The sequence below is a fragment of the Mycolicibacterium septicum DSM 44393 genome, from assembly GCF_000455325.1.
Classification (GTDB): domain Bacteria; phylum Actinomycetota; class Actinomycetes; order Mycobacteriales; family Mycobacteriaceae; genus Mycobacterium; species Mycobacterium septicum.
On the sequence record NZ_HG322951.1, the window covers coordinates 3135788 to 3161733 of the forward strand.

Consider the following 25946-nt stretch of genomic DNA (forward strand, 5'->3'; position numbering starts at 1 on the left):
TTATTCCCCGGTAGCGGATTGAGTGGGGGAGTGCATCAGCTCCAACGACTTTCCGTTGCCCAGGTACATGTGCACCCCGCAGGGCAGACACGGATCGAAACTGCGCACCGTCCGCATGACGTCGATGCCCTTGAAATGCTCCCGATCGTTCTCCTCGAAGATCGGCTGGCCCTGCACCGCGTCCTCGTACGGGCCGGGGGTGCCGTAGCTGTCGCGCGGATTGGCGTTCCACGGTGTCGGCGGATACGGGTGGTAGTTGGCGATCTTGCCGTCACGGATGACCATGTGATGGCTCAGCACCCCGCGCACCGCTTCGGTGAAGCCGCACCCGATGGCCTCGTCGGGAACCTCGAAGGGTTCCCAGGTCTTGGTGCGGCCGGCACGGATCTCGACGAGCGCCTTCTCGCAGAAGTGCAGCGCGCAGGCGGCGGCATACGCCTGGAAGTACGTGCGGGCCCGATTGCGTTCGATGGTGTTGCTGCCCTTGGCCGGGATCTTCCACTCCAGCTCGACGGGGCCCTTGAGCGCGGTCTTGGGCAGGTTGATCTGGACACTGCTGCCCGTGGCCTTGACGTAGTCGATGTCGACGATGCCGGCCAGCGCGGTGGACCACAGCCGCGCGAGCGGGCCGCCGCCGGTGTCGAGGGCGAGATGGTCCTTGCCGTCGAACCACCGTGGCGACATGACCCAGCTGTAGTTCTCGTCGAAATCGCGCTTCTGCGGCTTGGGATTGGTGTGCTGGTTCCACGGGTGGCGCCGGTCGATCGGATTACCGAGCGGATCGGTCTTGACGAACATCTCCTGGTCGGTCCAGTCGTCGTAGTAGCTGTGGCCCAACAGAATTCGTATCCCGAGGTTGATGTCGACCAGTGAATGCGTCAGCAGTTTGCCGTCCACCACCACGCCGGGAGTGACGAACATGGCGTCGCCCCAGCGCTCCATGTCCTTGTAGGCGAAGTTGCAGACCTCGGGATCCTGGAAGGATCCCCAGCATCCCAGCAGGGTGCGCCGGAGGCCGACCTTGTCGTAGCCGGGCAGGGCTTCGTAGAAGAAGTCGAAGAGATCGTCGTGCATCGGCACGACCTTCTTCATGAACTCGACGTAGCGCATCAGCCGCGTCATGTAGTCGGTCATGAGCTGAATGGTCGCGGTCGTCCCGATGCCGCCCGGATACAGCGTCGACGGGTGCACGTGGCGGCCTTCCATCAGGCAGAACATCTCCCGGGTCCACCGGCTGACCTGCAGTGCCTCTCGGTAGAACTCACCGGTGAACGGGTTGAGCGCACGCATGATGTCGGCGATCGTGCGGTGGCCGTGCGCGTCGGCATGTGGTGCCGCGGTGTTCTCCGCCTTGGCCAGCACGCTCGGGTTGGTCTCGGACACCATCTTCTCGCAGTAGTCCACGCCGACCAGGTTCTCCTGGAAGATGTTGTGGTCGAACATGTATTCCGCGGCCTCGCCGAGGTTGACCAGCCATTCGCCCAGATGCGGGGGTTTGACCCCGTAGGCCATGTTCTGGCAGTAGCACGAACAGGTCGCGTGATTGTCCCCGCAGATACCGCAGATGCGGCTGGTGATGAAGTGAGCGTCGCGAGGGTCCTTGCCCTTCATGAAGATCGAATAACCGCGGAAGATCGACGAGGTGCTGTGGCACTCGACCACCTCGCGGTTCTCGAAGTCGATCTTGGTGTAGATGCCCAGGCTGCCGACGATGCGCGTGATGGGATCCCAGGCCATCTCCACCAGTTGACCGGGCTCGCGCTTCACTTGGGACGGCTCGGGAATTATTGTTCCGGTCATCGAACTTCACTTTCGTGTAAACGTCTGTAAGACAACGGGCTCCGACGTACGCGATGGCGTCGCGGTCGGGATGACGAACCGGCGGTCCGCCCGGTCTACCAGGTGCGGGTGGCTCCGGTGTCGAGCTTCGTACCGCGATGCCGCCACTTGGGCTCTTTGTCGACGGTGTGGCCCGTGACGTGCCGCAGGCTGCGGATGACCGAGCCGTAGAGGCCTGATGCCGCGGTCGACACCTTGCCGCCCGGCGGCTCGTCCATGAACGGCATGAACTTGTCCGGGAATCCCGGCATCGTGCACCCGATGCAGATGCCGCCGACATTCGGGCAACCGCCGATGCCGTTGATCCAGCCGCGCTTTGGGACGTTGCACTTGACCACAGGTCCCCAGCAGCCCAGTTTCACAATGCATTTCGGCGATCCGTATTCGGTCGCGAAGTCGCCCTGCTCGTAATAGCCCGCCCGGTCGCATCCCTCGTGGACGGTCTTGCCGAACAGCCACGTGGGGCGCAACTCCTCGTCCAGCGGGATCATCGGAGCCTGGTCGGTGGCCATGTACAGCAGATACGTCAAGGTCTCGGCCATGTTGTCTGGATGCGCAGGGCAACCGGGAACACAGACGATCGGAATGCCGGCCTTGCTCTTCCAGTCCCAGCCGAGATAGTCGGGCACACCCATCGCGCCGGTTGGGTTACCGGCCATCGCGTGGATGCCGCCGTAGGTGGCGCAGGTGCCGACGGCGACAACGGCGGTGGCCTTGGGCGTGAGTCGGTCCAGCCATTCGCTGGTGGTCATCGGCTGGTTGGTCGCGGGATTGTTGCCGAAACCGCACCAATAACCCTCTTCCTTGACCTGCTCGTTGGGGATCGATCCCTCGACGACCAGGACGAAGGGCTCCAGTTCGCCTCGTTCGGCCTTGAAGAACCACGACAGGAAATCGTCGGCGCCCCCGCTCGGTCCGCACTCGAAGTCGATCAGGGGCCAATGGACGGCGATCTTGGGAAGACCGGGAAGCGCCCCGAGGGCGATCTCCTCGATGCTCGGCTGGGTGGCGGCAGTCAACGCCACCGAATCGCCATCACAACTCAGACCGGCGTTGATCCACAGCACGTGGATCAGTGCCTCTTCTGCTTTGACTGCTGCCTCGGTTGGCATAGGTCACAGCTTTCCGGGGCCAGGGCTGACGGCCCCAATGGCTCGAGCTTAGCCGCGCGCAGCCTGCTTGAGACCTCAAACTCCGGGATAGTTTCCTGGGTGGTTGTCTTGTCAACAGGCTAGTGCGCCGGCGTGGTGTTTACGTGTGCGTCAACCCAGGCGTACCAAGCGTCGAGCCCATCGCCGCGGGTAGCCGACGTCGGCAGGATCGTGACGTCGGGATTGACGGATCGTGCATGGCGGCAACAGGTTTCGACGTCGAAGTCGACGTAGGGGAGCAGGTCGATCTTGTTGAGGATCACCAGGCCTGCCGCGGCGAACATGTGCGGATACTTCAATGGTTTGTCGGTGCCTTCGGTGACCGATACGACTACGACCTTGCTGTGTTCGCCGAGATCGAACAATGCCGGGCAGACCAGGTTGCCGACGTTCTCGATGAACAGCAGAGTCCCGGGCTCGGGATCGAGGGTCTCCAGGGCGCGCCCGACCATGGCCGCATCCAGGTGGCATCCGGCGCCGGTGTTGACCTGAACCGCGCGTGCCCCCGCGGCCCGGATCCGGTCGGCATCGAGCAGCGTCTCCTGGTCTCCTTCGATCACCGTCACCGTGCGGGTCGCGCCGAGCTCACGAATGGTCCGTTCGAGCAGCGTCGTCTTGCCCGCTCCCGGTGAGCTGGTGACGTTGAGCGCCAGGATGCCGCGTTCGGCCAGCCACTGCCGGTTCTGCTCGGCGATGAGGTCGTTCTTGGCCAGCACCTTCTGTTCCAGCGAGACGGTCTCGGTGTGCTCGTGGTCGCCGTGGGAATGGTCGTGGTGGTGGTCGTGGGGATGGTCGTGATCGTGGGGATGGTCATGGCCGGCCAGGGTGATGACGGCTCCGTCCTGACCGCAGCCGCAGGTTGCGCACATGTCAGCTCACTTCCATCGAGAGAATCCGCAGTTCCCGGCCGTCGGTCACCTCGACGTCGGCGCTTCCGCACGGGCACAACAGGATCAGATCGGGCAGGTCGAACTGCGCTCCGCAGCTGCGGCAGTGTGCCGCTCCCGGGTGGATGTCGAGGTCGAGGCGGGCGCCGTCGGCCACCGTGCCCTGGGTGACCAGGTCGAAGCAGAAGAGCATGGAGTCCGGGACGACCGCGCACAACGCGCCCACCTCGAGCTTCACGCTGTGCACACGGCGGCCTGCGGCGTGCTCACACACCGCGTCGACAACACTCTGGGTGATCGCCATCTCGTGCATCGCTGCCCCGTCTCCGGGCCGGATGCTCCCACGATAGGCCGGTTTGAGTGCACGTACGGCGTGTCTACTTGAATCGAACACGTGTTCGTCTACTGTGGTCGACATGCGATGGCGAGATGCTGGTCAAGCCGACTTGTCGGTGGCTGCCTCTAGCGTCACGGCCAACTGATCGAAACCGATCACCGAACATCACTAGGACGGAGACTCCCATGGCGCCCCAGGCCCCGGATCGCGAAAAAGCGCTCGAACTGGCGATGGCCCAGATCGACAAGAACTTCGGTAAAGGCTCGGTGATGCGCCTCGGCGAGGAGGTGCGCCAGCCGATCTCGGTGATCCCCACCGGTTCGATTTCTCTGGATGTGGCACTCGGCATCGGTGGCCTGCCGCGCGGCCGCGTAGTCGAGATCTACGGCCCGGAATCCTCGGGTAAGACCACTGTGGCACTGCACGCGGTGGCCAACGCCCAGGCCGCCGGCGGCATCGCGGCGTTCATCGACGCCGAGCATGCCCTGGATCCCGAGTACGCCAAGAAGCTCGGGGTGGACACCGATTCACTGCTGGTGAGCCAGCCCGACACCGGCGAGCAGGCGCTGGAGATCGCCGACATGCTGGTGCGCTCGGGCGCGCTGGACATCCTGGTGATCGACTCGGTGGCAGCCCTGGTGCCCCGCGCCGAGATCGAGGGTGAGATGGGTGACAGCCACGTGGGTCTGCAGGCCCGCCTGATGAGCCAGGCGCTGCGCAAGATGACCGGTGCGCTGAACAACTCGGGCACCACCGCGATCTTCATCAACCAGCTCCGCGAGAAGATCGGCGTGATGTTCGGCTCGCCCGAAACCACCACGGGTGGTAAGGCTTTGAAGTTCTACGCCTCGGTCCGTCTGGACGTCCGGCGCATCGAGACGCTCAAGGACGGCACCGACGCGGTCGGTAACCGGACCCGCGTCAAGGTCGTCAAGAACAAGGTCTCGCCGCCGTTCAAGCAGGCCGAGTTCGACATCCTGTACGGCCACGGCATCAGCCGCGAAGGCTCGCTCATCGACATGGGCGTCGAGCACGGCTTCATCCGCAAGTCCGGGTCCTGGTTCACCTATGAGGGTGAGCAGCTGGGCCAGGGCAAGGAGAACGCCCGCAAGTTCCTGCTGGAGAACATCGATGTCGCCAACGAGATCGAGAAGAAGATCAAGGAAAAGCTCGGCATCGGTGCTGTCGTGACGGCCGAGGCGAAGGCTGATGAAGTCCTTCCCGCCCCGGTTGATTTCTGAGCCGTCGGGTACGCCCGAGGGGGAGCAGGCGCAAGATCCTCGCAAACGTGAGGAGCAGGCCAAGAATGTCTGCCTGCGCCTGCTCACCGTACGGGCCCGCACCCGCGCTGAGTTGACCGAACAGCTCACCAAACGGGGTTACGAAGAGGACCTCAGTGCCAAGGTGCTCGACCGGCTCACCCAGGTCGGCCTGATCGATGACGAGGACTTCGCCGAGCAGTGGGTGCGGTCCCGGCACGCCAACGCGGGAAAAGGTAAGCGCGCCTTGGCCGTCGAGCTTCGCAAGAAGGGCGTGGACAACGACGTCATCGACGCGGCGCTGGCCGACCTGGATCCGGCTGCCGAACGGCAACGGGCCGAGCAGTTGGTCCGTGACAAACTACGCCGCGAACGGCTCGACGACGAAGACGGCGACGTGAAGGTGACCCGCAGGCTGGTCGGCATGCTGGCTCGCCGCGGCTACAACCAGTCGATGGCCTTCGACGTCGTCAGCGTCGAGCTGGCCGGCGAACGCGAGCGCCGCCGGGTGTGATCAGTCGCGTTGGGCGTGCAATACCTGCGCGCCCGGTGCGCCTTCCTGCTCGACGGCCTCGGCCTCCAGCGGCGCGGGTCCTCGGCTGGAACGACGCAAGCGCTGCTCGATCCTGGTGGCCAGCGACGACAATGCCATGTTGACGCTGATCATCAAGATCGCGATGACGATCAGGGCGGGCAGGATGTTGCCGTAGGCCGATCCGATGTTCGTACCCTGACGCACCATCTCCACGAACGTGATCTGGTAACCGATGGCGGTGTCCTTGAGCACCACGACCAGTTGCGAAACCAGTACCGGCAGCATCGCCGTGATCGCCTGCGGCAACAGGATCAGCCGCATGGTCTGCGTCCACGTCATTCCCAGCGACCACGCGGCCTCCTGCTGCCCACGGGGAAGGGAATGGACGCCGGCTCGAACGATTTCGGCGATCACCGCCCCGTTGTAGAGCGTCAGCCCCGTCACCACTCCGGCCAGCGCGATGTACTTGGACGGGAACACGTCGTACATGCCGAAGAGGAAAAACGCGAACAGCATCATGATCAGCACCGGCACCGCGCGGAAGAACTCCACGATGACCGAGCAGATCCATCGGATCGGAGCAATCGGTGACAGTCGACCGACACCGAGCACCATGCCCAGAATCAGGGCGAAAACGATCGACACCGCCGCCGCGGTCAGCGTTCCCTGCACCCCGGGCAGCACGTAGGTGACCCACAGATCCGAGGTGAGGAACGGTTTCCACTTCTCGGGCTGGAGTTGATCTCTTTCCCAGAGTCGGTAGAGCACGAACACGATCAGCGCGATTGCGCCGAACGCGGCCAGCACCGCCAGGACGAAGTTGCGTGCCCGCGCCCGCGGCCCCGGGGCGTCGAACAGGACTGATGCGCTCATCGTGCCTGTCCGTTCTTCGCGCAAGCGCTCATCACCGAGCCACCGCCAGCCGCTTACCCAACCACCCGAAAAGCAGCCCCAGGGGCAACGTCAGCAGGATGAAACCGGCGGCCATGATGGCACCGACGGTGAGCACGGCGGCGGTCGACTCGATCATCTCCTTCATCAACAATGCGGCTTCCGCCACGCCGATCGCCGACGCGATCGTGGTGTTCTTCGTCAATGCGATCAATACCGATCCGAGCGGGATGATCACCGCGCGAAATGCCTGCGGCAGCAGGATCAATCGCAGGTTCTGCCCGAAGGACAAACCCAGTGACCGGGCGGCCTCGGCCTGACCCATCGGCACCGTGTTGACCCCGGAGCGCACCGTCTCGCAAACGAAAGACGCGGTATAGACCGTCAATCCGAGTACGGCCAGGCGAAAGTTGCTGTCGGCGATCGATGTCGGTGAATGCGGGTCGACCAGGGTGATCCGCAGGGTCTGCCCGACCCCGAGCGCACAGAACACGATGATCAGGGTCAGGGGAGTGTTGCGGATGACGTTCACGTACGCGGCGCCGAGCCAATTGAGCACCGGCACCGGCGCCAGGCGCATGGCGGCCAGCACCGTGCCCAGGATCAGCGCACCGATCGCGGAGTACACCGTGAGCTGGATGGTGGTCCAGAACGCCGCGAATATCTGATCGCGGTATGCATCGAATATCTCCACAGTCGGTGCGCTGTCTCCGGATCAGCTGCGGTCGACGGCGGGCGGTGCCGGGGTGGGGATACCGGCGGGGCCGAGGTTGCGCTCGAACGCTTCCTTCCAGGCGCCGCTGGACTCCATCTTCTCGAGCGCGGTATTGATCTTGTTGCGCAACTCGGTGTCGCCCTTCTTCAGGCCGATGCCATAGCGCTCCTCGGAGAAGGTGTCACCGGCGATCTTGAAGGTGCCCGGGCTCTGCGCGGCGTACCCGGCCAGGATCACCTCATCGGTGGTCAACGCGTCCACGGCACCGCTCTTGAGCGCATCCAGGCACAGCGTGTACGTGTCGTACTGCTGCAACTGCACCTTCGGGTACTCGTCCTTGATCCGCTGGGCCGGGGTCGAACCCGACACCGAGCACAGCTTCTTGTTGTTCTCCAGCGAAGCCGCCCCGGTGATGTCGGTGTTGTCCGCACGGACCAGCAGGCTCTGCCCGGTCAGCAGGTACGGGCCGGCGAAGTCGACCTTCTCCTTGCGTGCATCCGTGATCGAGTAGGTGCCCACGATGTACTCGACCTGACCGTTCTGGATCAGCGTCTCGCGCTGCGGCGAGGGGGCTTCTTTCCATTCGATCTTGTCCTCGGGGTAGCCGAGTTCGTTGGCCACGTACTTGGCCACGTCGACGTCGAAGCCGGACATGGTGCCGTCGGGTTTCTTCAGGCCGAGCCCGGGCTGGTCGTACTTGGTGCCGATGACAATCTTGCTCGAGTCACCGCCGCCGCCACAGGCCGTCGCGGCGAAGGGGAGCGCGATCGCGAGCGCGAGGGTACCGACCAACTTGAACGGCACGAATGGCATGTTCGGGTTCCTTTCGGGTGCAGCGTCAGTGCGGAGCGTCAGTGATGGAGGATCTTGCCGAGAAAATCTTTGGCGCGATCGGATTTCGGATTGTCGAAGAACTCGGCCGGGGGTGCGTCCTCGACGATCGCGCCGTCCGCCATGAACACCACCCGGTCGGATGCCCGGCGGGCGAAGCCCATCTCGTGGGTGATCACCACCATCGTCATGCCCTCGCCGGCCAGCGAGGTCATCACGGCCAGAACCTCGTTGATCATCTCGGGGTCCAGGGCGCTGGTGGGCTCGTCGAACAGCATGACCTTCGGGTTCATGGCCAGCGAGCGTGCGATGGCGACGCGTTGCTGCTGACCACCCGACAGCTGGGCCGGGTACTTGTCGGCCTGATTGGCCACCCCGACGCGATCCAGCAGGGCCATCGCCTTCTCGCGTGCCTCGGCCTTGGACTTCCGGCGCACCTTCACCGGCGCCAGCGTGACATTCTCCAGGATCGTCTTGTGCGCGAACAGGTTGAAGGACTGGAACACCATGCCGACATCGGAGCGCAGCTGGGCCAGTTTGCGGCCCTCGGCCGGCAGTGCCTGGCCGTCGATCGCGATGCTGCCGGAGTCGATGGTCTCCAGCCGGTTGATCGTGCGGCACAACGTGGACTTGCCCGAACCTGACGGGCCGAGCACCACGACGACCTGGCCACGGCCCACTTCGAGGTTGATGTCGTTCAGTACGTGCAGCGGTCCGAAGTGTTTGTTGACTCCCGACAGCGAGATCATCGGCACATCTAGAAGTGCTGCATTGTCGACCTGCGGCTGCTCGCCGGGGCTTCCCATGGCAGGTGACCTTACCCAGGGAACGTCCAGCCTGCCCGGATCTCGTGAATCCGCCGCGTTAACGTTTTGGGCGCCTCCGTACCATTGAGGCCGTGACGACGATGGTGAACCGGGACGCGACGGCCGACCCGGCCGAACTGCGTGCCGTGCGCACCTATCAGGTCCGTACCTACGGCTGCCAGATGAACGTGCATGACTCCGAGCGGCTGTCGGGCCTGCTGGAGGACGCCGGATACCGGCGGGCCGAGGACGGTTCCGACGCCGACATCGTGGTGTTCAACACCTGTGCGGTTCGGGAGAACGCCGACAACAAGCTCTACGGCAACCTCAGCCACCTGGCCCCGCGTAAGAACTCCGACCCGAACATGCAGATCGCCGTCGGCGGTTGCCTGGCCCAGAAGGACCGCGACGCCGTTCTGAAGAAGGCCCCTTGGGTCGACGTGGTCTTCGGCACCCACAACATCGGGTCGCTGCCCACGCTGCTGGAGCGGGCCCGCCACAACCGCGCCGCCCAGGTCGAGATCGTCGAGGCGTTGCAGGAGTTTCCGTCGACCCTGCCCGCGACGCGCGAGTCCGCGTACGCGGCGTGGGTGTCGATCTCGGTGGGCTGCAACAACACCTGCACGTTCTGCATCGTGCCGTCGTTGCGCGGTAAAGAGGTGGACCGTCGGCCCGGCGACATCCTGGCAGAGGTGCAGACCCTGGCCGACCAGGGCGTGCTCGAGGTCACCCTGTTGGGGCAGAACGTCAATGCCTACGGCGTGTCGTTCGCCGACCCTGACGTACCGCGGGACCGCAGCGCGTTCGCCAAGCTGCTGCGCGCCTGCGGCGACGTGGAGGGGCTGGAACGGGTCCGGTTCACCTCACCGCACCCGGCCGAGTTCACCGACGACGTGATCGAGGCGATGGCGCAGACCCCCAACGTCTGCCCCACGCTGCACATGCCGCTGCAGTCCGGTTCGGACCGCATCCTGAAGGCGATGCGCCGTTCGTACCGGGCCGACCGCTACCTGGGCATCATCGACAAGGTCCGGGCTGCGATCCCGGACGCTGCGATCACCACCGACCTCATCGTCGGTTTCCCCGGTGAGACCGAGGAGGATTTCCAGGCCACCCTCGACGTCGTCGAGCGGTCCCGGTTCGCCGCGGCCTTCACCTTCCAGTACTCCATCCGGCCCGGCACCCCGGCCGCCGAGATGCCTGACCAGCTGCCGAAAGCTGTAGTCACCGAACGCTATCAGCGCCTGATCGACCTGCAGGAGCGAATCTCCCTGGAGGAGAACCAGGCTCAGATCGGCCGGGCGGTCGAGCTGTTGGTCGCGACGGGCGAGGGACGCAAGGACGCCGCCACCGCTCGCATGTCGGGCCGGGCGCGCGACGGGCGCCTGGTGCATTTCGCCCCCAGCGACAACGACATTCGGCCCGGCGACATCGTGACGACGACCGTGACCGGCGCCGCGCCGCACCATCTGATCGCCGACGCCCCGCTGGCGAGCCATCGGCGCACCCGCGCCGGCGACGCCCACGCGGCCGGGCAGCGCCCCCGTACCGGCGTCGGACTGGGGCTGCCGCGGATCGGTGCGCCGGAGACCCCGCCGTCATCAGGAGGATGTGGCTGTTGAGTAACGAAGGCGACTTCGAGCGGTTCGAGGACGACCTCGCCGCCGTCGAACGCAAGGTCACCCGGGAGTTCGACTCGGGTCCGCGCGCGATGGTGGTGGCGATCCTGGTGTTCGTGGTGCTGCTGTCGTTCGTGCTGCCGCACACCGGCTCCAGCAAGGGCTTCGACGTTCTGGTCGGTGACGCCACGGCCGTCGCCGACGGCATCTCACTGCCTTCGCGGGTGTTCACCTGGCTGGCGCTGGTGTTCTCGGTCGGGTTCTCGACCTTGGCGCTGATCACCCGCCGCTGGGCGCTGGCCTGGGTAGCCCTGGCCGGTTCGGCGGTCGCCAGCGCGCTCGGGATGCTCGCAGTGTGGTCGCGTCAGACCGCTGCCGGCCATCCCGGCCCCGGGATCGGGCTGATCCTCGGCTGGCTGGCGGTGATCCTGCTGACCTTCCATTGGGCGCGGGTGGTGTGGTCGCGCACCGCACTGCAGTTGGCGGCCGAGGAGGATCGTCGCCGCCAGGCCGCGGAGCAACAGCAGCACGGCGTGCTGGGCATCCCCGGTGCCGGCACGCCCAAGCCCGACGTCACCAAGCCCGACGTCACCAAGTCCGACGTCACCAAGTCCGACCCGTCCGGCAAGAAGCCGGACCGGCCGGACCAGGCCTAACTGCGCTTGCCCAGCGCCTCCGCTGCCGCGTCGGCCCACTGACGCCACTGTTCGGCGCTCGCCCTGGCCTCGGCCGCGTCCTTGGCCCGCCCGGCGGCCTCCGCCTTCTCGGCCTGCTTCTCGAACTGCTCGGCACGTGAGCGGAACTGGTCGGCGCGAGCCTGGGCCTCGGGATCGACGCCACCGGCCGGAGCGTCGCGGACCTTCTTCTCCACGGCGCGCAGTCGTCGTTCCAGGTCAGCGGAGCGTTCGCGCGGAACCTTGCCGATCGCGTCCCACTTGTCGCCGATGGTCCGCAATGCCGCACGGGCCGCATCCAGATCGGTCGTGTCGATCTTCTCGGCCTCGGCCAGCAGCGCCTCCTTGGCGGTGGCATTGGCCTTGAACTCGGCGTCGCGTTCGGCGTTTGCGGCGTTGCGGGCCCCGAAGAACGTGTCCTGGGCGGCCTTGAACCGGTGCCACAGTGCGTCGTCGACGTCCTTGGCGGCGCGTCCTGCGGTCTTCCACTGGGACAGCAGGTCGCGGAAGGCCGCGGCGGTGCCGCCCCAGTCGGTCGAGGAGGACAGCTGCTCGGCCTGTTCGCACAGCCCTTCCTTGACCTGGCGGGCGCCGACCCGGCCGCGGTCGAGCTCGGCGAAGTGCGAGCCCCGGCGGCGGTTGAACGTCTCCCGCGCGCTCGAGTAGCGCTTCCACAGGGCGTCGTCGAGCTTGCGGTCCAGCCCGGTGATGGTGCGCCACTCGTCGAGGATCTCGCGCAGGCGGTCACCGGCGGACTTCCACTGGGTGGAGTTCGCGGCCAGATCCTCGGCCTCGGCGGCCAGGGCCTCCTTGCGTGAGGTCTGCGCGGCGCGGTGCTCGTCACGCTGGGCCCGCTCGGTCGCGGCGGCGGCGTCGGCGTGTTCCAGGATCGCCGTCAGTCGCGTGCTCAGGGAATCGACGTCGCCGAGAACCGCTGCGGTGGGCAGACTTTCGGCCAGTGCGGCCGCCGCCGACTTGATCTTGCGGGCATCGCCGGTGCCGGAGGTGAGCCGGCGTTCCAGTAGGGCCACCTCGGTGTGCAGATCATCGAAGCGCCTGCCGAAGTGGGCGAATGCCGATTCGGTGTCGCCGGCCTGCCATGAGCCGATGACGCGCTCACCGGATCCGCTGATCAACCACACCGTGCCGTCGTCGTCCACCCGTCCGAACCGGTGTGGATCGCCGGTCGGCGCCACCGCGACCACCGGGGCAACCCGGCTGGGGCGCGGAACGGGGCGGGGTGGGCCGGGCCTTGGGATAGGCGAGGGCGTGGGCTTCGGCGTGGGCCCGGAGGTGGTCGGGGGGGTGGTTCCGCCTGGCTCACTGGTTGTCATATCCGCTCCTCGTACTCCGCGCGGTTGCCCGCGCATCTGCCGCGCGACGCGGCGCCTGATGCTGTCGCTTGTCCGTTATTCAAGCAGGTCGTGCTGGGCCATGCCCATGGCTTTCGGCTCAATGCCCTGACAAACTCCGCCCGGCGGCGACGGATCGACCGGATCCGGCGGTGTCGCCGGTGCCATTCACCAGCACTCCTCGCAGCACAGCGGGGGCCGCGCATTAGTTTGGTGACGTGCTGAGCGCCATCGCGATCGTCCCCGCCACGCCGGTTCTCGTGCCCGAACTCGTGGGTTCGGCCGCGGCCGAGGTGGCCGGGTTGCGCGACGCGGTGATCGCCGCAGCGGGTTCGCTGCCCGCGCGCTGGCTGGCTGTCGGCGTCGGCCCCCGCGACGAGGTGTACGGGCCCGACTGTGCCGGGACCTTCGCCGGCTACGGCGTCGACGTCCCGGTGGCGCTCGGGCCCGACCTGGTGGGCGAGCCGGCCGAACTGCCGTTGTGTGTGCTGGTGGCCGGGTGGATCCGCGGCCAGGCCACCCCCGATGCCGGGATCGAGGTGCACGCCTACGCCGCGTCGCACCCGGTAGGTGAGGCGCTGGCCCGGGGCCGCGCGCTGCGGGCCCGGATCGACGAGTCCCCGGAGCAGGTCGGCGTCCTGATCGTGGCCGACGGGTTGCACACCCTCACGCCCTCGGCCCCTGGCGGTTACCTGCCTGATTCTCCTGCCACGCAGCAGGATCTCGATGACGCGCTGGCCACCGGTGACCTCGCCGCGCTGGTCGAGTTGCCCGAGCCGGTACTCGGCAGGGTGGCCTTCCAGGTGCTGGCGGGCCTGACCGGATCCGCTCCCGGCTCGGCGCGTGAGATGTACCGCGGTGCGCCCTACGGGGTCGGCTACTTCGTCGGCGAATGGCTGCCATGACGCGGCCGATCGCGATCATCGGGCCCACCGGCACCGGGAAATCGGACCTGGCATTGGCGGTTGCCGAGCAACTGGGCGGCGAAATCGTGAACGCCGACGCGATGCAGTTCTACCGCGGCATGGACATCGGCACGGCCAAGCTGCCCGTCGCCGAGCGGCGCGGCATCCCGCACCACCAGCTCGATGTCCTGGAGGTCACCGAGACCGCCACGGTGGCCCGGTACCAGCAGGACGCCTCCGCCGACGTCGAGGCGATCGCGGCCCGCGGCGCTGTCCCGGTGATCGTCGGCGGCTCGATGCTCTACATCCAATCGCTGCTCGACGAATGGACATTTCCGGCGACCGATCCACAGGTGCGGGCCCGGTGGGAGGCCCGCCTGGCCGAGGTCGGGGTGGCCGCCCTGCATGTCGAGCTGACCCGGGTGGACCCCGCCGCGGGGTCATCGATCCTGCCCACCGACGGTCGGCGGATCGTGCGGGCCCTGGAGGTCGTCGAACTCACCGGCCGGCCGTTCGCCGCCTCGGCGCCGAGTATCGGTACTCCCCGCTGGGATACGGCGATCATCGGATTGGATTGGGAGACAACCATTCTCGATGAGCGTCTGGAGCGGCGCACCGACCTGATGTTCACCGGGGGCCTGGTGGACGAGGTGCGGGCACTGATCGGCCGCGGGCTGCGTGACGGGGTCACCGCCGCACGTGCCCTCGGTTACGCGCAGGTGCTGGCCGACCTCGACGGCGGGGGAGACGGCGCCGCGGCACGGGAACCGACGTTCATCGGCACCCGCCGCTATGTACGCCGCCAGCGCTCCTGGTTCCGGCGCGATCATCGGGTGGTGTGGCTGGACGGGGCGGCCGACGGGCTGGTGCACGACGCGTTGCGGGTGTGGCGGCACGTATCCTGAACAGGTGATCTTCGCTAAAGGGCACGGCACGCAGAACGATTTCGTGGTGCTGCCCGACCTCGACGCCGCGCTGTCGCTGACGCCGGCCGCCGTGGCCGCGCTGTGCGACCGCCGCCGCGGCCTGGGTGCCGACGGCGTGCTCCGGGTGACGACCGCAGGCGCGGCGCAGGCCGCCGGCGTTTTTCGAGCGACTTCCCGACGGGGTCGCGGCCTCCGACTGGTACATGGACTACCGCAACGCCGACGGCTCGATCGCCCAGATGTGCGGCAACGGGGTGCGGGTTTTCGCGCACTACCTGCGTGCCTCCGGGCTGGAATCCGCCGACGAGTTCGTGGTCGGCTCGCTGGCCGGGCCACGTCCGGTGGTGCTGCACGACGTCGACGACACCACCGCGGACGTCACCGTCGAGATGGGCAAGGCCAACCGGTTCGGCTCGGGAACCGCGGTGGTCGGTGGCCGCAGCGTCAGCGGGGTGGCCGTCGACGTGGGCAATCCGCATCTGGCCTGTGTCGGGCTGACCGAGGGCGAGTTGGCGGCCCTCGATGTGGGTGCGCCGGTGTCCTTCGACGAGCAGCTGTTCCCCGAGGGCGTCAACGTCGAGGTCCTCACCGTTCCGGTCGACGGCGCGGTGTCGATGCGCGTGCACGAGCGCGGCGTCGGCGAGACCCGCTCCTGTGGCACCGGCACCGTCGCCGCCACGCTCGCGGCCCTGGCACATGAGGGCGCGGACACCGGGACGTTGCGGGTGCGGATCCCCGGCGGTGAGGTCACCGTGACCATCACCGAGTCCACGAGCTACCTGCGTGGCCCCTCGGTACTGGTGGCCCGTGGCGAGCTGAGCGACGAGTGGTGGAACGCTGCGCACGCCTAATTGGGGTGCGCGCGGCCCGATCCACGTGACAACCTGTAAGTACATATGACTCATCCAGAACATCCCGTCACTCCCAGCACCGGTGAGCTGGCCCTCGAAGACCGCGCCTCACTGCGCCGCGTCGCCGGGCTGTCCACCGAACTCACCGACGTCACCGAGGTCGAATACCGCCAGCTGAGGCTGGAGCGCGTGGTCCTGGTCGGCGTGTGGACCGAGGGCAGCGCGGCCGATGCCGATGCCAGCCTGGCCGAGTTGGCGGCGCTGGCCGAGACCGCGGGTTCGGAAGTGCTCGAGGGGCTCATCCAGCGCCGCGACAAGCCCGATCCGTCCACGTACATCGGCTCGGGCAAGGCCGTCGAACTGCGCGAGGTGGTGCTCGCGACCGGGGCCGACACCGTCATCTGCGACGGCGAGCTGTCACCCGCGCAGCTCAACTCGCTGGAGAAGGTGGTCAAGGTCAAGGTCATCGACCGCACCGCGCTGATCCTGGACATCTTCGCCCAGCACGCCACGAGCCGGGAGGGCAAGGCGCAGGTGTCGCTGGCCCAGATGGAGTACATGCTGCCCCGGCTGCGCGGCTGGGGTGAATCGATGTCGCGCCAGGCCGGCGGTCGCGCCGGCGGGGCCGGTGGCGGCGTGGGAACCCGTGGTCCCGGTGAGACCAAGATCGAAACCGACCGCCGCCGCATCCGTGAGCGGATGGCCAAGCTGCGCCGCGAGATTCGCGACATGAAGAAGATCCGCGACACCCAGCGCAGCCGGCGGCTGTCCTCGGATTCCGCCTCGGTGGCCATCGTCGGCTACACCAACGCCGGCAAGTCCAGCCTGCTCAACGCGCTGACCGGGGCCGGTGTGCTGGTGGAGAACGCCCTGTTCGCAACGCTCGAACCCACCACGCGGCGTGGAGAATTCGACGACGGGCGGCCATTCGTGCTGACCGATACCGTCGGCTTCGTCCGGCATCTGCCCACCCAGCTGGTCGAGGCGTTCCGGTCCACCCTCGAAGAGGTGGTGGACGCGGACCTGCTGGTGCACGTGGTGGACGGCTCCGACGAGCATCCGCTGGCACAGATCAACGCGGTCCGTCAGGTGATCAACGATGTGGTCGCCGAGTACGACATCGCCCCACCGCCGGAGCTGTTGGTGGTCAACAAGATCGACGCTGCCACCGGTCTGGGGCTGGCCGCGCTGCGGCGCGCCCTGCCCGACGCGGTGTTCGTCTCGGCGCACACCGGTGACGGGCTGGACCGGCTGCGGGCCCGGATGGCGGAGATGATCCCGCCCACCGATGCCACGGTGGACGTGACGATTCCCTACGACCGCGGGGACCTGGTTGCGCGGGTGCACGCCGAGGGCCGGGTGGACGCCACCGAGCACACCACCGAGGGCACCCGGATCAAGGCGCGTGTACCCATGGCGCTCGCGGCGAGCCTGAGCGAGTTCGCCACCTTCTGATCCGGCTCGTCGGCCGTGCCGCGGGTCTCAGGCCGCGGGCTTCTTCTCGGTGGTGTTGGCCGCCTTGACCTTCGCCTTGCCCTTGGCGCCCTCTGAGGTGTTCTGGCCACCCAGTGCCTTGCGCACGGTGCTGCGGATCGACTTCGCCAGGTCCCGCGCCGGGTGGATGTCGCCGGCCCGCAGCTTGGGTCGCTTGATCTCGGTGGCCGGCGTGTCCTCGCCGTCGGTGGTCGTCTCGGCCAGCGGGTTCACCTTGAGCACATTGAGTTTGGGCAGTTCGGGAAGCTTGGGCGACCCGGGTGTGCCGGCCGCCGTACTCGAAACCTTCACGGCGTCTTGCACGTTGGCGGTGGTGGCGGGTTCGGTGGGGTCAGACCAGCCCGGCAATGGGTCGAGGCCAGGGTTTTGTGCTGCCCGGATTCCCTCGGGGATGTCGTTGATGAGGTCGGTGACGAGCTTCACCGGGTTGACCCTCGGCACCAGCTGGAACGGCGTCGGGCTACCGTAATCGCCACGGTCGTAGCCGGTTTCGATCAATGTCTGCATCGCCGGTGAGACCAGATCGACGAGCGGGATCACCACGGCGGACGTTCCGGTCGCCGCGCCGAGGTCGATCAGCGGCTGCATGATCGGCAGATACTTCGCCGGCAGCGTGATGTAGCGGGTGTCGCCGTGCACCTGGCAGTGAGTGGCCTCCGAGCAGTTGGCCTGGGCATTCGCGACCGCGGCCTGCACCTGCTCGGGTGTGTAGCCGTAAGGCGTCGCGCCGGCCTCGTCACCGCCTTTCGGGGCCAGGTAGGTGCCGTGTACGTATTCGAACCCGGCGAGCGCATTGACCAGGGACAACGGGTTCAGCACCCAGGACGGTGCGTCGGCGACGCCGTCGTACTGCAGTGCGATGTCATCGGTGTTGATCACTCCGTCGGGCGCGGTGTCGGTAGGCGTCGGATTGCCGAACGTCGCATCCAGGACGGGCACGGTGCCCAGCGCTGCGAGACGCTCGAACAAGCCGCCGTTGGGCCGGTTCGGGTTGCCGATCAGGACGAACGAGACGTTGGTGGGCAACGTCGGGTCGCCTGGGTTGTTGAGATATGCGAGGTCGCGCTTGTAGATGCCTGCGACGGTGGCGCCCTGCGAATAGCCGAAGATCACGACCTCGTGGTCCGGGTTGTAATTCTGCTCTTGGCCGGGAGCCGGCGGGGCCAGCTGCGCACCGTAGGCGGTGGCCAGACTCGAGACGCCGCTCTGCACCGAGACGTTCCACTTGGCGCCCTCCAGCCCGCCCCACCCCGCGAACGGGAACGGCCAGAACTGGGCGATGTAGGGAACACCGACACACGTCACGTCGGTGCAGGTGCTGCCCGGTGCCACGTAGTACTGGACCGCGTGATCCTCGTAGTTCTGCGACAACGCCGGGTTCGGTGTGCCGGTACCTGGAACCACCAGGACCGTGGCGCTGAGCACGACGTCGGCGGTGAAGGTCGTGGTGACCGCTATCGCGGCGGAACCGGACAGGGCCACGGCGCCGACCAGCAGCGACCTGGCAGCAGAACGGGGTGAGAATCGCATCGGCCAGGATCTCCTTCTGCTGACGCCGCGGTCAGCGCTGAAGGGGATCTTTGCACCGGCACACAACCGCTACCGCACAAACGGCCGAAGTGGCGGCCGCCCAACGGTTTCAGCGTGTCCGGATCAGCGGTGGCTCGTGTGCCCGCACCGGGGGGAGCGCCCGGGTGAACTTCTCGACCTGCACCAGGACGTGCGCGCCGGTGCAGCCACGGGCCAGAGAAGAGGTCCCGACGTCCTCGGTGAGCACGTTGGGGTTGCCGTGGACGCACATCGAATCGGGGTCGGCCGGATCCGCCGGGTCGAACCAGGCCCCGGTCGACAGTTGCACGACGGCTGGGCGCAGCCGGTCGTCGATCACCACCCCGGCCAGGCACGCCCCGCGGTCGTTGAATACCCGCACCACGTCGCCATCGGCGAGCCCGCGGTCCGCCGCGTCATCGGGGTGGATCCGGATCGGTTCGCGCCCTTGGACTTTCGACGACTGACTGGTGGCGCCGCCGTCGAGTTGGCTGTGCAGACGGGTGGCGGGCTGATTGGCCAGCAGGTGCAACGGATATGCCTGGGCGCGCCGCCCGCCGAGCCACTCCGTCGGCTCGTACCAGCGGGGGTGGCCCGTGCAGTCGTGGTAGCCGAACCCGTCGATCTCGGCGGAGAAGATCTCGATGCGGCCGCTGGGTGTGGCCAGCCGGCGCCCGACCGGGTCGGAGCGGAAATCGGCGAGCAGCGTCAGCCCCGGTTCGGTGGGAAGCCGCACGTGTCCGGCGGCCCAGAACTCGTCGAATCCGGGCACCTCGAAATCCAGCCCGGCAGACCACTTTTCATACATGTGGACCAGCCACTCGCGCGCTGTGCGGCCCTCGGTGAACCGGGGGCCGAAGCCGAGCCGCTCGGCCAGGGCGGAGAACGTGGTGTAGTCGTCGCGGGAGTCGGCATACGGTTGCGCCAGCGCGGGCATGGCCACGAGCAGCGGGTCGTTACGCGAACCCGAGTAGTCCTCCCGCTCGTAGGCGGTGGTCGAGGGCACCACGATGTCGGCGTGCTTGGCCATCGCGGTCCAGTACGGGTCGTGCACCACGATGGTGTCGACGCGGGACAGGCCGCGGCGCAATCTCGGGATGTTCTGGTGATGGTGGAACGGATTTCCGCCGGCCCAGTACACGCACTTGATGTCGGGGTAGGTCAGCTGCAGGCCGTTGTAGTCGAACGGCCGGCCTGGGTGCAGCAGCATGTCGGTGACCGCCGCGACCGGGATGAACGTCTGCACCGGGTTGGGCCCCTGCGGCAGGGCGGGCAGGCCGCAGCGCAACGGCGGCAGCCCCGGCTCGTTCATCGAGCCGTAGCCGTGCCCGAAACCTCCTCCGGGAAGCCCGATCTGGCCGAGCATCGCCGCCAGGGTCAGTCCCATCCACGGAGCCTGTTCGCCGTGCCGGACCCGCTGCAGCGACCAGCTGACGGTGACCAGGGTGCGCGAGGCGGCCATCCGCCGGGCCAGTGCGGTCAGTTCCTCGGCGGGCAGCCCGCTGATCGCCGACGCCCACTGCGGGCTCTTGGCGACGCCGTCGTCGCGGCCCAGCAGGTACCGCTCGAACCGCTGATACCCGGTGCAGTGCGTGTCGAGGAAATCGAGATCGGCCAGGCCTTCGGTGGCCAGAACGTGGGCCAGCGCGAGCATCACCGCCACGTCGGTGCCGGGGACCGGGGCCAGCCAGTGGCAGTCTCCGTCCACGTCGTCGCGCAACGGGCTCAACGACACGATCTGCCCGCCGCGGTCACGCAACCGGCGCAGCGCGTCGCGGGCCGGATGTGCCGTGGTGCCACCGTGATTGATGCCGGTGTTCTTCAGCGCGACACCGCCGAAGCACACCAGCAGGTCGGTGTTCTCGGCGATGACGTCCCAGTCGGTGGAGCGTTTGAACAGGTCGTCGTGGGTCCCGACCACCCGCGGCATGATCACCCCGGTCGCGCCCAGGCTGTAGGAATGGCGGGAAAACGTATAGCCGCCAAGCATTTTCAGAAAGCGGTGCACCTGGCTCTGGGCGTGGTGGAAGCGTCCGGCGCTGGCCCAGCCGTAGGAGCCGCCGTAGATCGCCTCGTTGCCGTAGGTGTCGACGACCCGGCGCAGCTCGCCGGCCAGCAATTCGGTGAGCTCGTCCCAGGACACCGCGACGTACTCGTCGGCGCCCCGCTCCGTGCTGGGGCCGGGGCCGTCGCGCAGCCAGCCTCGGCGCACCGCGGGTCCGGCGACCCGGGAGCGGTGCCGGATCGAGCCGGCCAGGTTGCCCAGCAAGGGCGAGGGGTCGGCGTCACCGGCCAGCGGGGTGACGGCGCTGATGTCGCCACCGGCGAGGTCGGCGGTGAAGGCACCCCAGTGCGCGAGGCTCGCGGGGGACTGGGGCATGTCCCGAGTTTACGGGCGGTAGGCACCCACCCGGGCTGACCAACCACCCGGTTGGTATAGGTTGGCCCCAAATCCGTAACCAGTACCGGAGGTCACACCATGAGCAGTGTTGTGAAGTACGACCGCACGTTGTTCGAGCCCGAGCACGACTTGTTCCGCGAGTCGTACCGGGCGTTTCTGGACAAGCACGTCGCGCCGTTCCACGACCAGTGGGAAAAAAGACAAGATCGTCGACCGCGGCGTCTGGCTCGAGGCGGGGAAGCAGGGCTTTCTCGGGATGGCGGTGCCCGAGGAGTACGGCGGCGGCGGCAACGACGATTTCCGGTACAACACGATCGTCTGTGAGGAGACCGTCGCCGGCCGCTACAGCGGCATCGGCTTCAGCCTGCACAACGACGTCGTCGCGCCCTACCTGTTGCGGCTGGCCACCGAGGAGCAGAAGCAGCGCTGGCTGCCCAAGTTCTGCACGGGTGAATTGATCACGGCGATCGCAATGACCGAACCCGGTACCGGCAGCGACCTGCAGGGCATCAAGACCCGGGCGGTCCGCGACGGCGACCACTACGTCCTCAACGGGTCGAAGACCTTCATCACCAACGGCATCAACGCCGATCTGGTGATCGTCGTCGCTCAGACCGACCCCGAGAAGGGGGCCTTGGGCTTCTCCCTGGTCGTGGTGGAACGCGGCATGGAGGGCTTCGAGCGGGGCCGGCACCTGGACAAGATCGGCCTGGACGCCCAGGACACCGCCGAACTGTCGTTCACCGATGTCAAGGTGCCTGTCGAGAACCTGCTCGGCGAGGAAGGCCAGGGCTTCGTCTACCTGATGCAGAACCTGCCGCAGGAACGCATCTCGATCGCCATCATGGCGGCCGCGGCGATGGAGGCGGTGCTGGAGCAGACGGTGCAGTACACCAAGGAGCGCAAGGCATTCGGCAAGCCCATCGGCAGTTTCCAGAACAGCCGATTCCTGTTGGCCGAACTGGCGACCGAGGCCACTGTGGTGCGGATGATGGTCGACGAGTTCATCCGGCTGCACCTCGACGAGAAGCTGACCGTGGAGCAGGCCGCGATGGCCAAGTGGTACTCCACCGAGAAGCAGGTCGAGCTCATCGACCGCTGCCTGCAGATGCACGGCGGCTACGGCTACATGCGGGAGTACCCGGTCGCGCGGGCCTACCTGGATGCCCGGGTGCAGACCATTTACGGCGGCACCACCGAGATCATGAAGGAGATCATCGGACGCAGTCTGGGTGTCTGACGTACCGGAATCACCCAGCGTGACGCCCCGAAAAGCCCAAATCTGGGGCGCCAGACCCAGATATTGGGGCTTTTTTGGTCATGATCGGCCGCGTTAGTTGGTTATCGTCACCTGCTGAAGCAAAGTTGTCGGGGCGGGACATTTCTGAGAAAACTTTGCCGAACGAGCGGGGAGAGCGCATGACTAGGCCTGGAGCGAGGCTGAGCGCGGCCGTGTGGCGGTTGGCGGTCGGCATGCTCGCACTCGTGGTCGCTGGTTTGATGGTGCCCGCGGTGGCTTCGGCCACCCCGGAGTCGGACGCCGACGCCGCGGTCACCGCCGCCTGGGACGCCAGCGGCGGCGACGGTGGTCCACTGGGACCGCGTCAGGGCGGCGTATACGCAGCGGGTTCGGGCTTCGCGCAGAACTTCGCCGGGGGCAAGATGTTCTTCACCCCGGCGACCGGCGCTCATTTCATGCAGGGCGCAATTCTGGAGAAGTACGAGTCGTTGGGTGGCCCGGCCGAGGGCGACCTGGGATTCCCCACGATCGACGAAGGCGCCGGGCGTGCTCCCGACAGCCGCAACTCGACGTTGAGCGCGCCTGACAATCCCGTCATCTTCTGGACCCCGGCGACCGGTGCCCGGGTGGTCCGGGGCGCCATCAACGCCGCATGGGACAAGCTCGGCGGTTCCGCCGGTGTACTGGGCGTCCCGGCCGAAGATGAGTCGTTCGACGGCGACGTGAGCTCTCAGAAGTTCACCGGCGGCGAGATCTCCTGGAACCGCAAGACCAAGGCGTTCACGACCGAGCCGCCGGAGCTGGCCGATCAGCTCGCCGACCTGGACATCCCGTCGGATCCCGCCGCGGCGATCGCAGCGGCGCGGCGCGCGGCAGGCGGGGCGATGGGCCCGCTGGGAGCCAAGGACGGCGATCAGTACCCGATCGGCGACGGTGGGTTCGGCCAGAACTACGCCGGCGGCAAGATCTTCTACACCCCGGCCACCGGGGCCAACGCCATCACCGGCCAGCTGCTGGAGAAGTACGAGAGCGTCGGCGGTCCCGAGGGCGATCTGGGCTTCCCGACCGCCAGCGAGTCCGAGGGCGGGCTGGGCCCGAACAGCCGGATCAGCACCTTCGCCGCGGCCGACAATCCCGTCATCTTCTGGACTCCCGATTACGGCGCGGTGATCGTCCGCGGCGCGATGAAGGCGGCATGGGACAAGCTCGGCGGGGCGAAGGGCGCACTGGGCGCCCCGATGGCCGACCAGACCGAAGACGGCACCGTCATCAGTCAGCGGTTCAGCGGGGGAGCGATCTCCTGGGACCGCGACGCCAACAAGTTCACCACCGAGCCCTCGAAACTCGCCTCCGAGCTGAGCGGGCTGGAGGTTCCGGGTGTGGGACAGCCGCACGCCACCGGTCCGCAGCCTTCCGGCCCGGACACCAAGAAGCCGTTCTCCTGGCATTGGAGCTGGTGGTGGCTGATCGCGGTGGTCCCGGTTCTGCTGCTCGCAGGCCTGATCGTGGGGGCGGCGCTCTGGCACCGCCGCCGGGCCGGTGACGAGGACGACTTCGACCACGATCCGTTCGATGACGACTACGACGGCGGCCACGGTGAACCGCACTATGACGAGGGCGGGTACGACGACACGCGCTACGAATCGCGTGGGTACGACGACGAGTTGGGCGACGAGCGCGGGGCACGGGAGGCGGGTTACGCGCCGAGTTCCGCCTTCGGTGCCGGTGAGGCCACGACGGCGCGATTCGCCGGACCGGGCGAGGAATCGGCGGGCGGCGCGGCGGCGTCCCCGTACGACGGTCCCACCGACATCGCGATGCCGGTCAGTCAGTGGGCCGCTCCGCACGGATCGCCCGGCGGCTACGGAGCGCCGGGCGAGGAGGACGAGCCACCCGAGGATTCCTCGCAGCTGGCCGGCCCGGAGTCCCAACAGCGCTACGACCGCTACGAAGACGGCGGCTACCAGGACGACGACGACTTCGACGATGACGACGACTTCGAAGAAGATGACTTCGAGGACGACGATTTCGACGAGGACGAGGATCTCGACGCGCCGATAGATGCCGACTTCGAGGAAGTCGCCGAAGGCGACGACGCCGAAGGCGAGATCGAAGCGGAACTCGCGGACGAGGACCTGACGGATACCCGGGCGCTCGCAAGCCCGGCCGGCGGAGTGCGCGAGGCGGCAGGCTTCGCGGCGGCGGCGGGCTTGGCCGTGCCGAGCGATCAGGACAACGTCGACACCGCTCCGACGCGGGTCATCACCGAGGCCGAGGCCTACAGCAGTGAGGCCTACAGCAGCAGCGAGGCCTACAGCAGTGAGGCCCACAGTGGGCGCCATGCGGCCATCGAACTCGATGAGATCCCCAGCGCCACGGCCATTCACCTACCGCTGGACGACCCGAACCGCGCACCGGAGGGTTACCCGATCAAGGCCGACACGAAGTCCGGCCGCTACTGGGCACCGGACAGCAGTGAGTACGACGACGCGACGGCCGAGATCTGGTTCGCCAGTGAGGAATTCGCTCGCACGAACGGATTTGTGCGAGCAGACTGAATCGAAAGGCCCGGCCACATCGAGGTGCGGCCGGGCCCGATCTCGGTCGGTCAGATCTTGCGGATCACGGTGACGACCTTGCCGAGCACCGCGGCGTCGTTACCCGGGATCGGGTCGTACGCCGGGTTGTGCGGCATGAGCCAGACCTGACCGCGCGTCCGCTTGAACGTCTTGACGGTGGCTTCGCCGTCGATCATGGCCGCCACGATGTCGCCGTTGTCGGCCACGCTCTGCTGGCGCACCACCACCCAGTCGCCGTCGCAGATCGCGGCGTCGACCATCGAGTCTCCGACGACCTTGAGCAGGAACAGCGAGCCCTCGCCGACCAGTTCGCGGGGCAGCGGGAAGACGTCCTCGACGGCCTGCTCGGCCAGGATGGGGCCGCCCGCGGCGATACGCCCGAGCACCGGCACGAAGGTCGGTTCGGGTAGCGCGTCGGAGCCGGCCACATCGGTGGACACCACTGCGGCCGCCGGATCGTCGGCGCCACGCACGTCGACGGCGCGCGGCCGGTTGGGGTCGCGCCGCAAGTAGCCCTTGCGTTCGAGGGTGCGCAACTGGTGGGCGACCGATGAGGTCGAGGTCAAGCCGACCGCATCGCCGATCTCGCGGATGCTGGGCGGGTAGCCGCGACTGGTCACCGACGCGCGGATCACGTCGAGGATGGTCCGTTGCCGGTCGGTGAGGCCGCCCTCGGCCCGGCGTGGGCCCGCGTTGTCCGATCCGGCCGGGCTGTCGATGCTGCCGTCCCTGCTGCGGTCGTCGCTCATGGGGCCGAATGTAGTCGCTGGTCGAACATTAATCAAACATGTGTTCGACGCGTGTTGCGCGCGTGTCCGCTGGTGGGGTGCGCGAGGGGCTCATGAGGAGCCTGGCGCTGGTGTCGTGCGACTTCGCGGCCCGAACTTGTCGGTGGTCCGTTCTATCGTTTGGCAACAGTTCGATCACATGTTCTATCCATCGAACACTTGAGCGACTATGTTCGAACACAAGAGCGAATAAGACCCACCGAAAGGCAGTCAGATGGCGATCATCGATATCCCCGCCGATAGCCGTTCCAGCGCTGTTCGGGCCACGCAGAAGGCGCAGCCGCCGCGCGCCCGCGCCCAGTTCGGCGCCGCCGCACC

20 protein-coding genes and 2 pseudogenes are annotated in these 25946 nt (G+C 67.3%); 10 read left to right on the top strand and 12 right to left on the bottom strand.

Translation table 11 applies throughout. The annotated features are described in order from the left end of the window. The 4 genes from TX88_RS14855 to TX88_RS14870 form a co-directional block, all read right to left on the bottom strand. Positions 1–1800, bottom strand: a complete 1800-nt coding sequence (locus TX88_RS14855; protein ID WP_044517803.1) for a nickel-dependent hydrogenase large subunit — start codon at positions 1798–1800, stop codon at positions 1–3. 95 nt (positions 1801–1895) lie between these two features. Next, the gene (locus TX88_RS14860; protein WP_044517805.1) at positions 1896–2951 is read right to left on the bottom strand and encodes an NADH-quinone oxidoreductase subunit B family protein; all 1056 of its coding nucleotides are present in this window, start codon (positions 2949–2951) and stop codon (positions 1896–1898) included. Positions 2952–3070: 119 nt separating this feature from the next. Next, positions 3071–3859, bottom strand: coding sequence for a hydrogenase nickel incorporation protein HypB (hypB, locus tag TX88_RS14865; RefSeq protein WP_044517806.1), 789 nt, complete (start codon positions 3857–3859; stop codon positions 3071–3073). 1 nt (position 3860) lies between these two features. Beyond that, positions 3861–4190: a hydrogenase maturation nickel metallochaperone HypA/HybF gene (locus tag TX88_RS14870; protein WP_044517808.1), complete on the bottom strand. Its 330-nt coding sequence runs from the start codon at positions 4188–4190 to the stop codon at positions 3861–3863. Positions 4191–4399: 209 nt separating this feature from the next. Here TX88_RS14870 and recA point away from each other — a divergent pair, with 209 nt between their 5' ends. Continuing rightward, positions 4400–5455, top strand: coding sequence for a recombinase RecA (gene recA, locus TX88_RS14875; RefSeq protein ID WP_044517810.1), 1056 nt, complete (start codon positions 4400–4402; stop codon positions 5453–5455). Next, positions 5424–5987, top strand: coding sequence for a recombination regulator RecX (gene recX, locus TX88_RS14880; RefSeq protein ID WP_044517812.1), 564 nt, complete (start codon positions 5424–5426; stop codon positions 5985–5987). Before recA ends, recX begins: the two co-directional genes overlap by 32 nt. Here the strand turns inward: recX and TX88_RS14885 are convergent, their stop codons facing one another. From TX88_RS14885 to TX88_RS14900, 4 genes are read right to left on the bottom strand one after another with little or no spacing between them, the layout of a single operon-like run. After that, positions 5988–6881: an amino acid ABC transporter permease gene (locus tag TX88_RS14885; protein ID WP_044517813.1), complete on the bottom strand. Its 894-nt coding sequence runs from the start codon at positions 6879–6881 to the stop codon at positions 5988–5990. A gap of 31 nt (positions 6882–6912) precedes the next feature. Continuing rightward, complete coding sequence (locus tag TX88_RS14890) at positions 6913–7593, bottom strand: amino acid ABC transporter permease (RefSeq protein WP_044517816.1); 681 nt, start codon at positions 7591–7593, stop codon at positions 6913–6915. Between the two features lie 21 nt (positions 7594–7614). Beyond that, positions 7615–8427 (bottom strand): glutamate ABC transporter substrate-binding protein, encoded by an 813-nt coding sequence (locus TX88_RS14895; protein ID WP_044517817.1) that lies wholly within the window; start codon positions 8425–8427, stop codon positions 7615–7617. Positions 8428–8465: 38 nt separating this feature from the next. Next, positions 8466–9194 (bottom strand): amino acid ABC transporter ATP-binding protein, encoded by a 729-nt coding sequence (locus TX88_RS14900; protein WP_044517819.1) that lies wholly within the window; start codon positions 9192–9194, stop codon positions 8466–8468. Between the two features lie 158 nt (positions 9195–9352). Between TX88_RS14900 and miaB the strand changes: the two genes are divergently transcribed. Both miaB and TX88_RS14910 read left to right on the top strand, forming a co-directional pair. Beyond that, positions 9353–10873 carry a tRNA (N6-isopentenyl adenosine(37)-C2)-methylthiotransferase MiaB gene (gene miaB, locus TX88_RS14905; RefSeq protein WP_044519417.1) on the top strand — a complete coding sequence of 507 codons (1521 nt, stop codon included), beginning with the start codon at positions 9353–9355 and terminating at the stop codon, positions 10871–10873. Then, on the top strand, positions 10861–11526 hold the full coding sequence (locus TX88_RS14910) for an Rv2732c family membrane protein (protein WP_044517821.1): 666 nt from the start codon (positions 10861–10863) through the stop codon (positions 11524–11526). The genes miaB and TX88_RS14910 overlap by 13 nt, the downstream gene beginning before the upstream one ends. Here TX88_RS14910 and TX88_RS14915 read toward each other — a convergent pair. Continuing rightward, on the bottom strand, positions 11523–12878 hold the full coding sequence (locus tag TX88_RS14915) for a DUF349 domain-containing protein (protein ID WP_044517822.1): 1356 nt from the start codon (positions 12876–12878) through the stop codon (positions 11523–11525). The two genes, TX88_RS14910 and TX88_RS14915, sit on opposite strands and share 4 nt — an antisense overlap. Before the next feature lie 236 nt (positions 12879–13114). Here TX88_RS14915 and TX88_RS14920 point away from each other — a divergent pair, with 236 nt between their 5' ends. The 4 genes and pseudogenes from TX88_RS14920 (at position 13115) to hflX (ending at position 17033) form a co-directional block, all read left to right on the top strand. Then, a complete protein-coding gene (locus TX88_RS14920) occupies positions 13115–13801 on the top strand; it encodes a class III extradiol ring-cleavage dioxygenase family protein (RefSeq protein ID WP_044517824.1) in 687 nt (228 codons plus the stop codon). Continuing rightward, positions 13798–14706, top strand: a complete 909-nt coding sequence (gene miaA / locus TX88_RS14925) for a tRNA (adenosine(37)-N6)-dimethylallyltransferase MiaA (protein WP_044517825.1) — start codon at positions 13798–13800, stop codon at positions 14704–14706. Before TX88_RS14920 ends, miaA begins: the two co-directional genes overlap by 4 nt. A gap of 4 nt (positions 14707–14710) precedes the next feature. After that, positions 14711–15578: pseudogene (gene dapF / locus TX88_RS14930) on the top strand (diaminopimelate epimerase). Positions 15579–15623: 45 nt separating this feature from the next. Then, positions 15624–17033, top strand: a complete 1410-nt coding sequence (gene hflX / locus TX88_RS14935; protein WP_044517827.1) for a GTPase HflX — start codon at positions 15624–15626, stop codon at positions 17031–17033. Positions 17034–17060: 27 nt separating this feature from the next. Here hflX and TX88_RS14940 read toward each other — a convergent pair whose 3' ends face one another. Together TX88_RS14940 and TX88_RS14945 are read right to left on the bottom strand one after the other, a co-directional pair. Then, positions 17061–18602, bottom strand: coding sequence for a PE-PPE domain-containing protein (locus TX88_RS14940; RefSeq protein WP_044517828.1), 1542 nt, complete (start codon positions 18600–18602; stop codon positions 17061–17063). 109 nt (positions 18603–18711) lie between these two features. Further along, entirely contained in the window at positions 18712–21000 is a 2289-nt protein-coding gene (locus TX88_RS14945; RefSeq protein WP_044517830.1) for a molybdopterin-dependent oxidoreductase, read from the bottom strand. Between the two features lie 99 nt (positions 21001–21099). Here TX88_RS14945 and TX88_RS14950 point away from each other — a divergent pair. Together TX88_RS14950 and TX88_RS14955 are read left to right on the top strand one after the other, a co-directional pair. After that, a pseudogene (locus TX88_RS14950) lies at positions 21100–22261 on the top strand (acyl-CoA dehydrogenase family protein). A 179-nt stretch (positions 22262–22440) separates the two neighbouring features. Then, on the top strand, positions 22441–24819 hold the full coding sequence (locus TX88_RS14955; protein WP_044517831.1) for an LGFP repeat-containing protein: 2379 nt from the start codon (positions 22441–22443) through the stop codon (positions 24817–24819). 50 nt (positions 24820–24869) lie between these two features. Here the strand turns inward: TX88_RS14955 and lexA are convergent, their stop codons facing one another. Then, a complete protein-coding gene (gene lexA, locus TX88_RS14960) occupies positions 24870–25589 on the bottom strand; it encodes a transcriptional repressor LexA (protein ID WP_044517833.1) in 720 nt (239 codons plus the stop codon). Between the last annotated feature and the right edge of the window lie 357 nt (positions 25590–25946).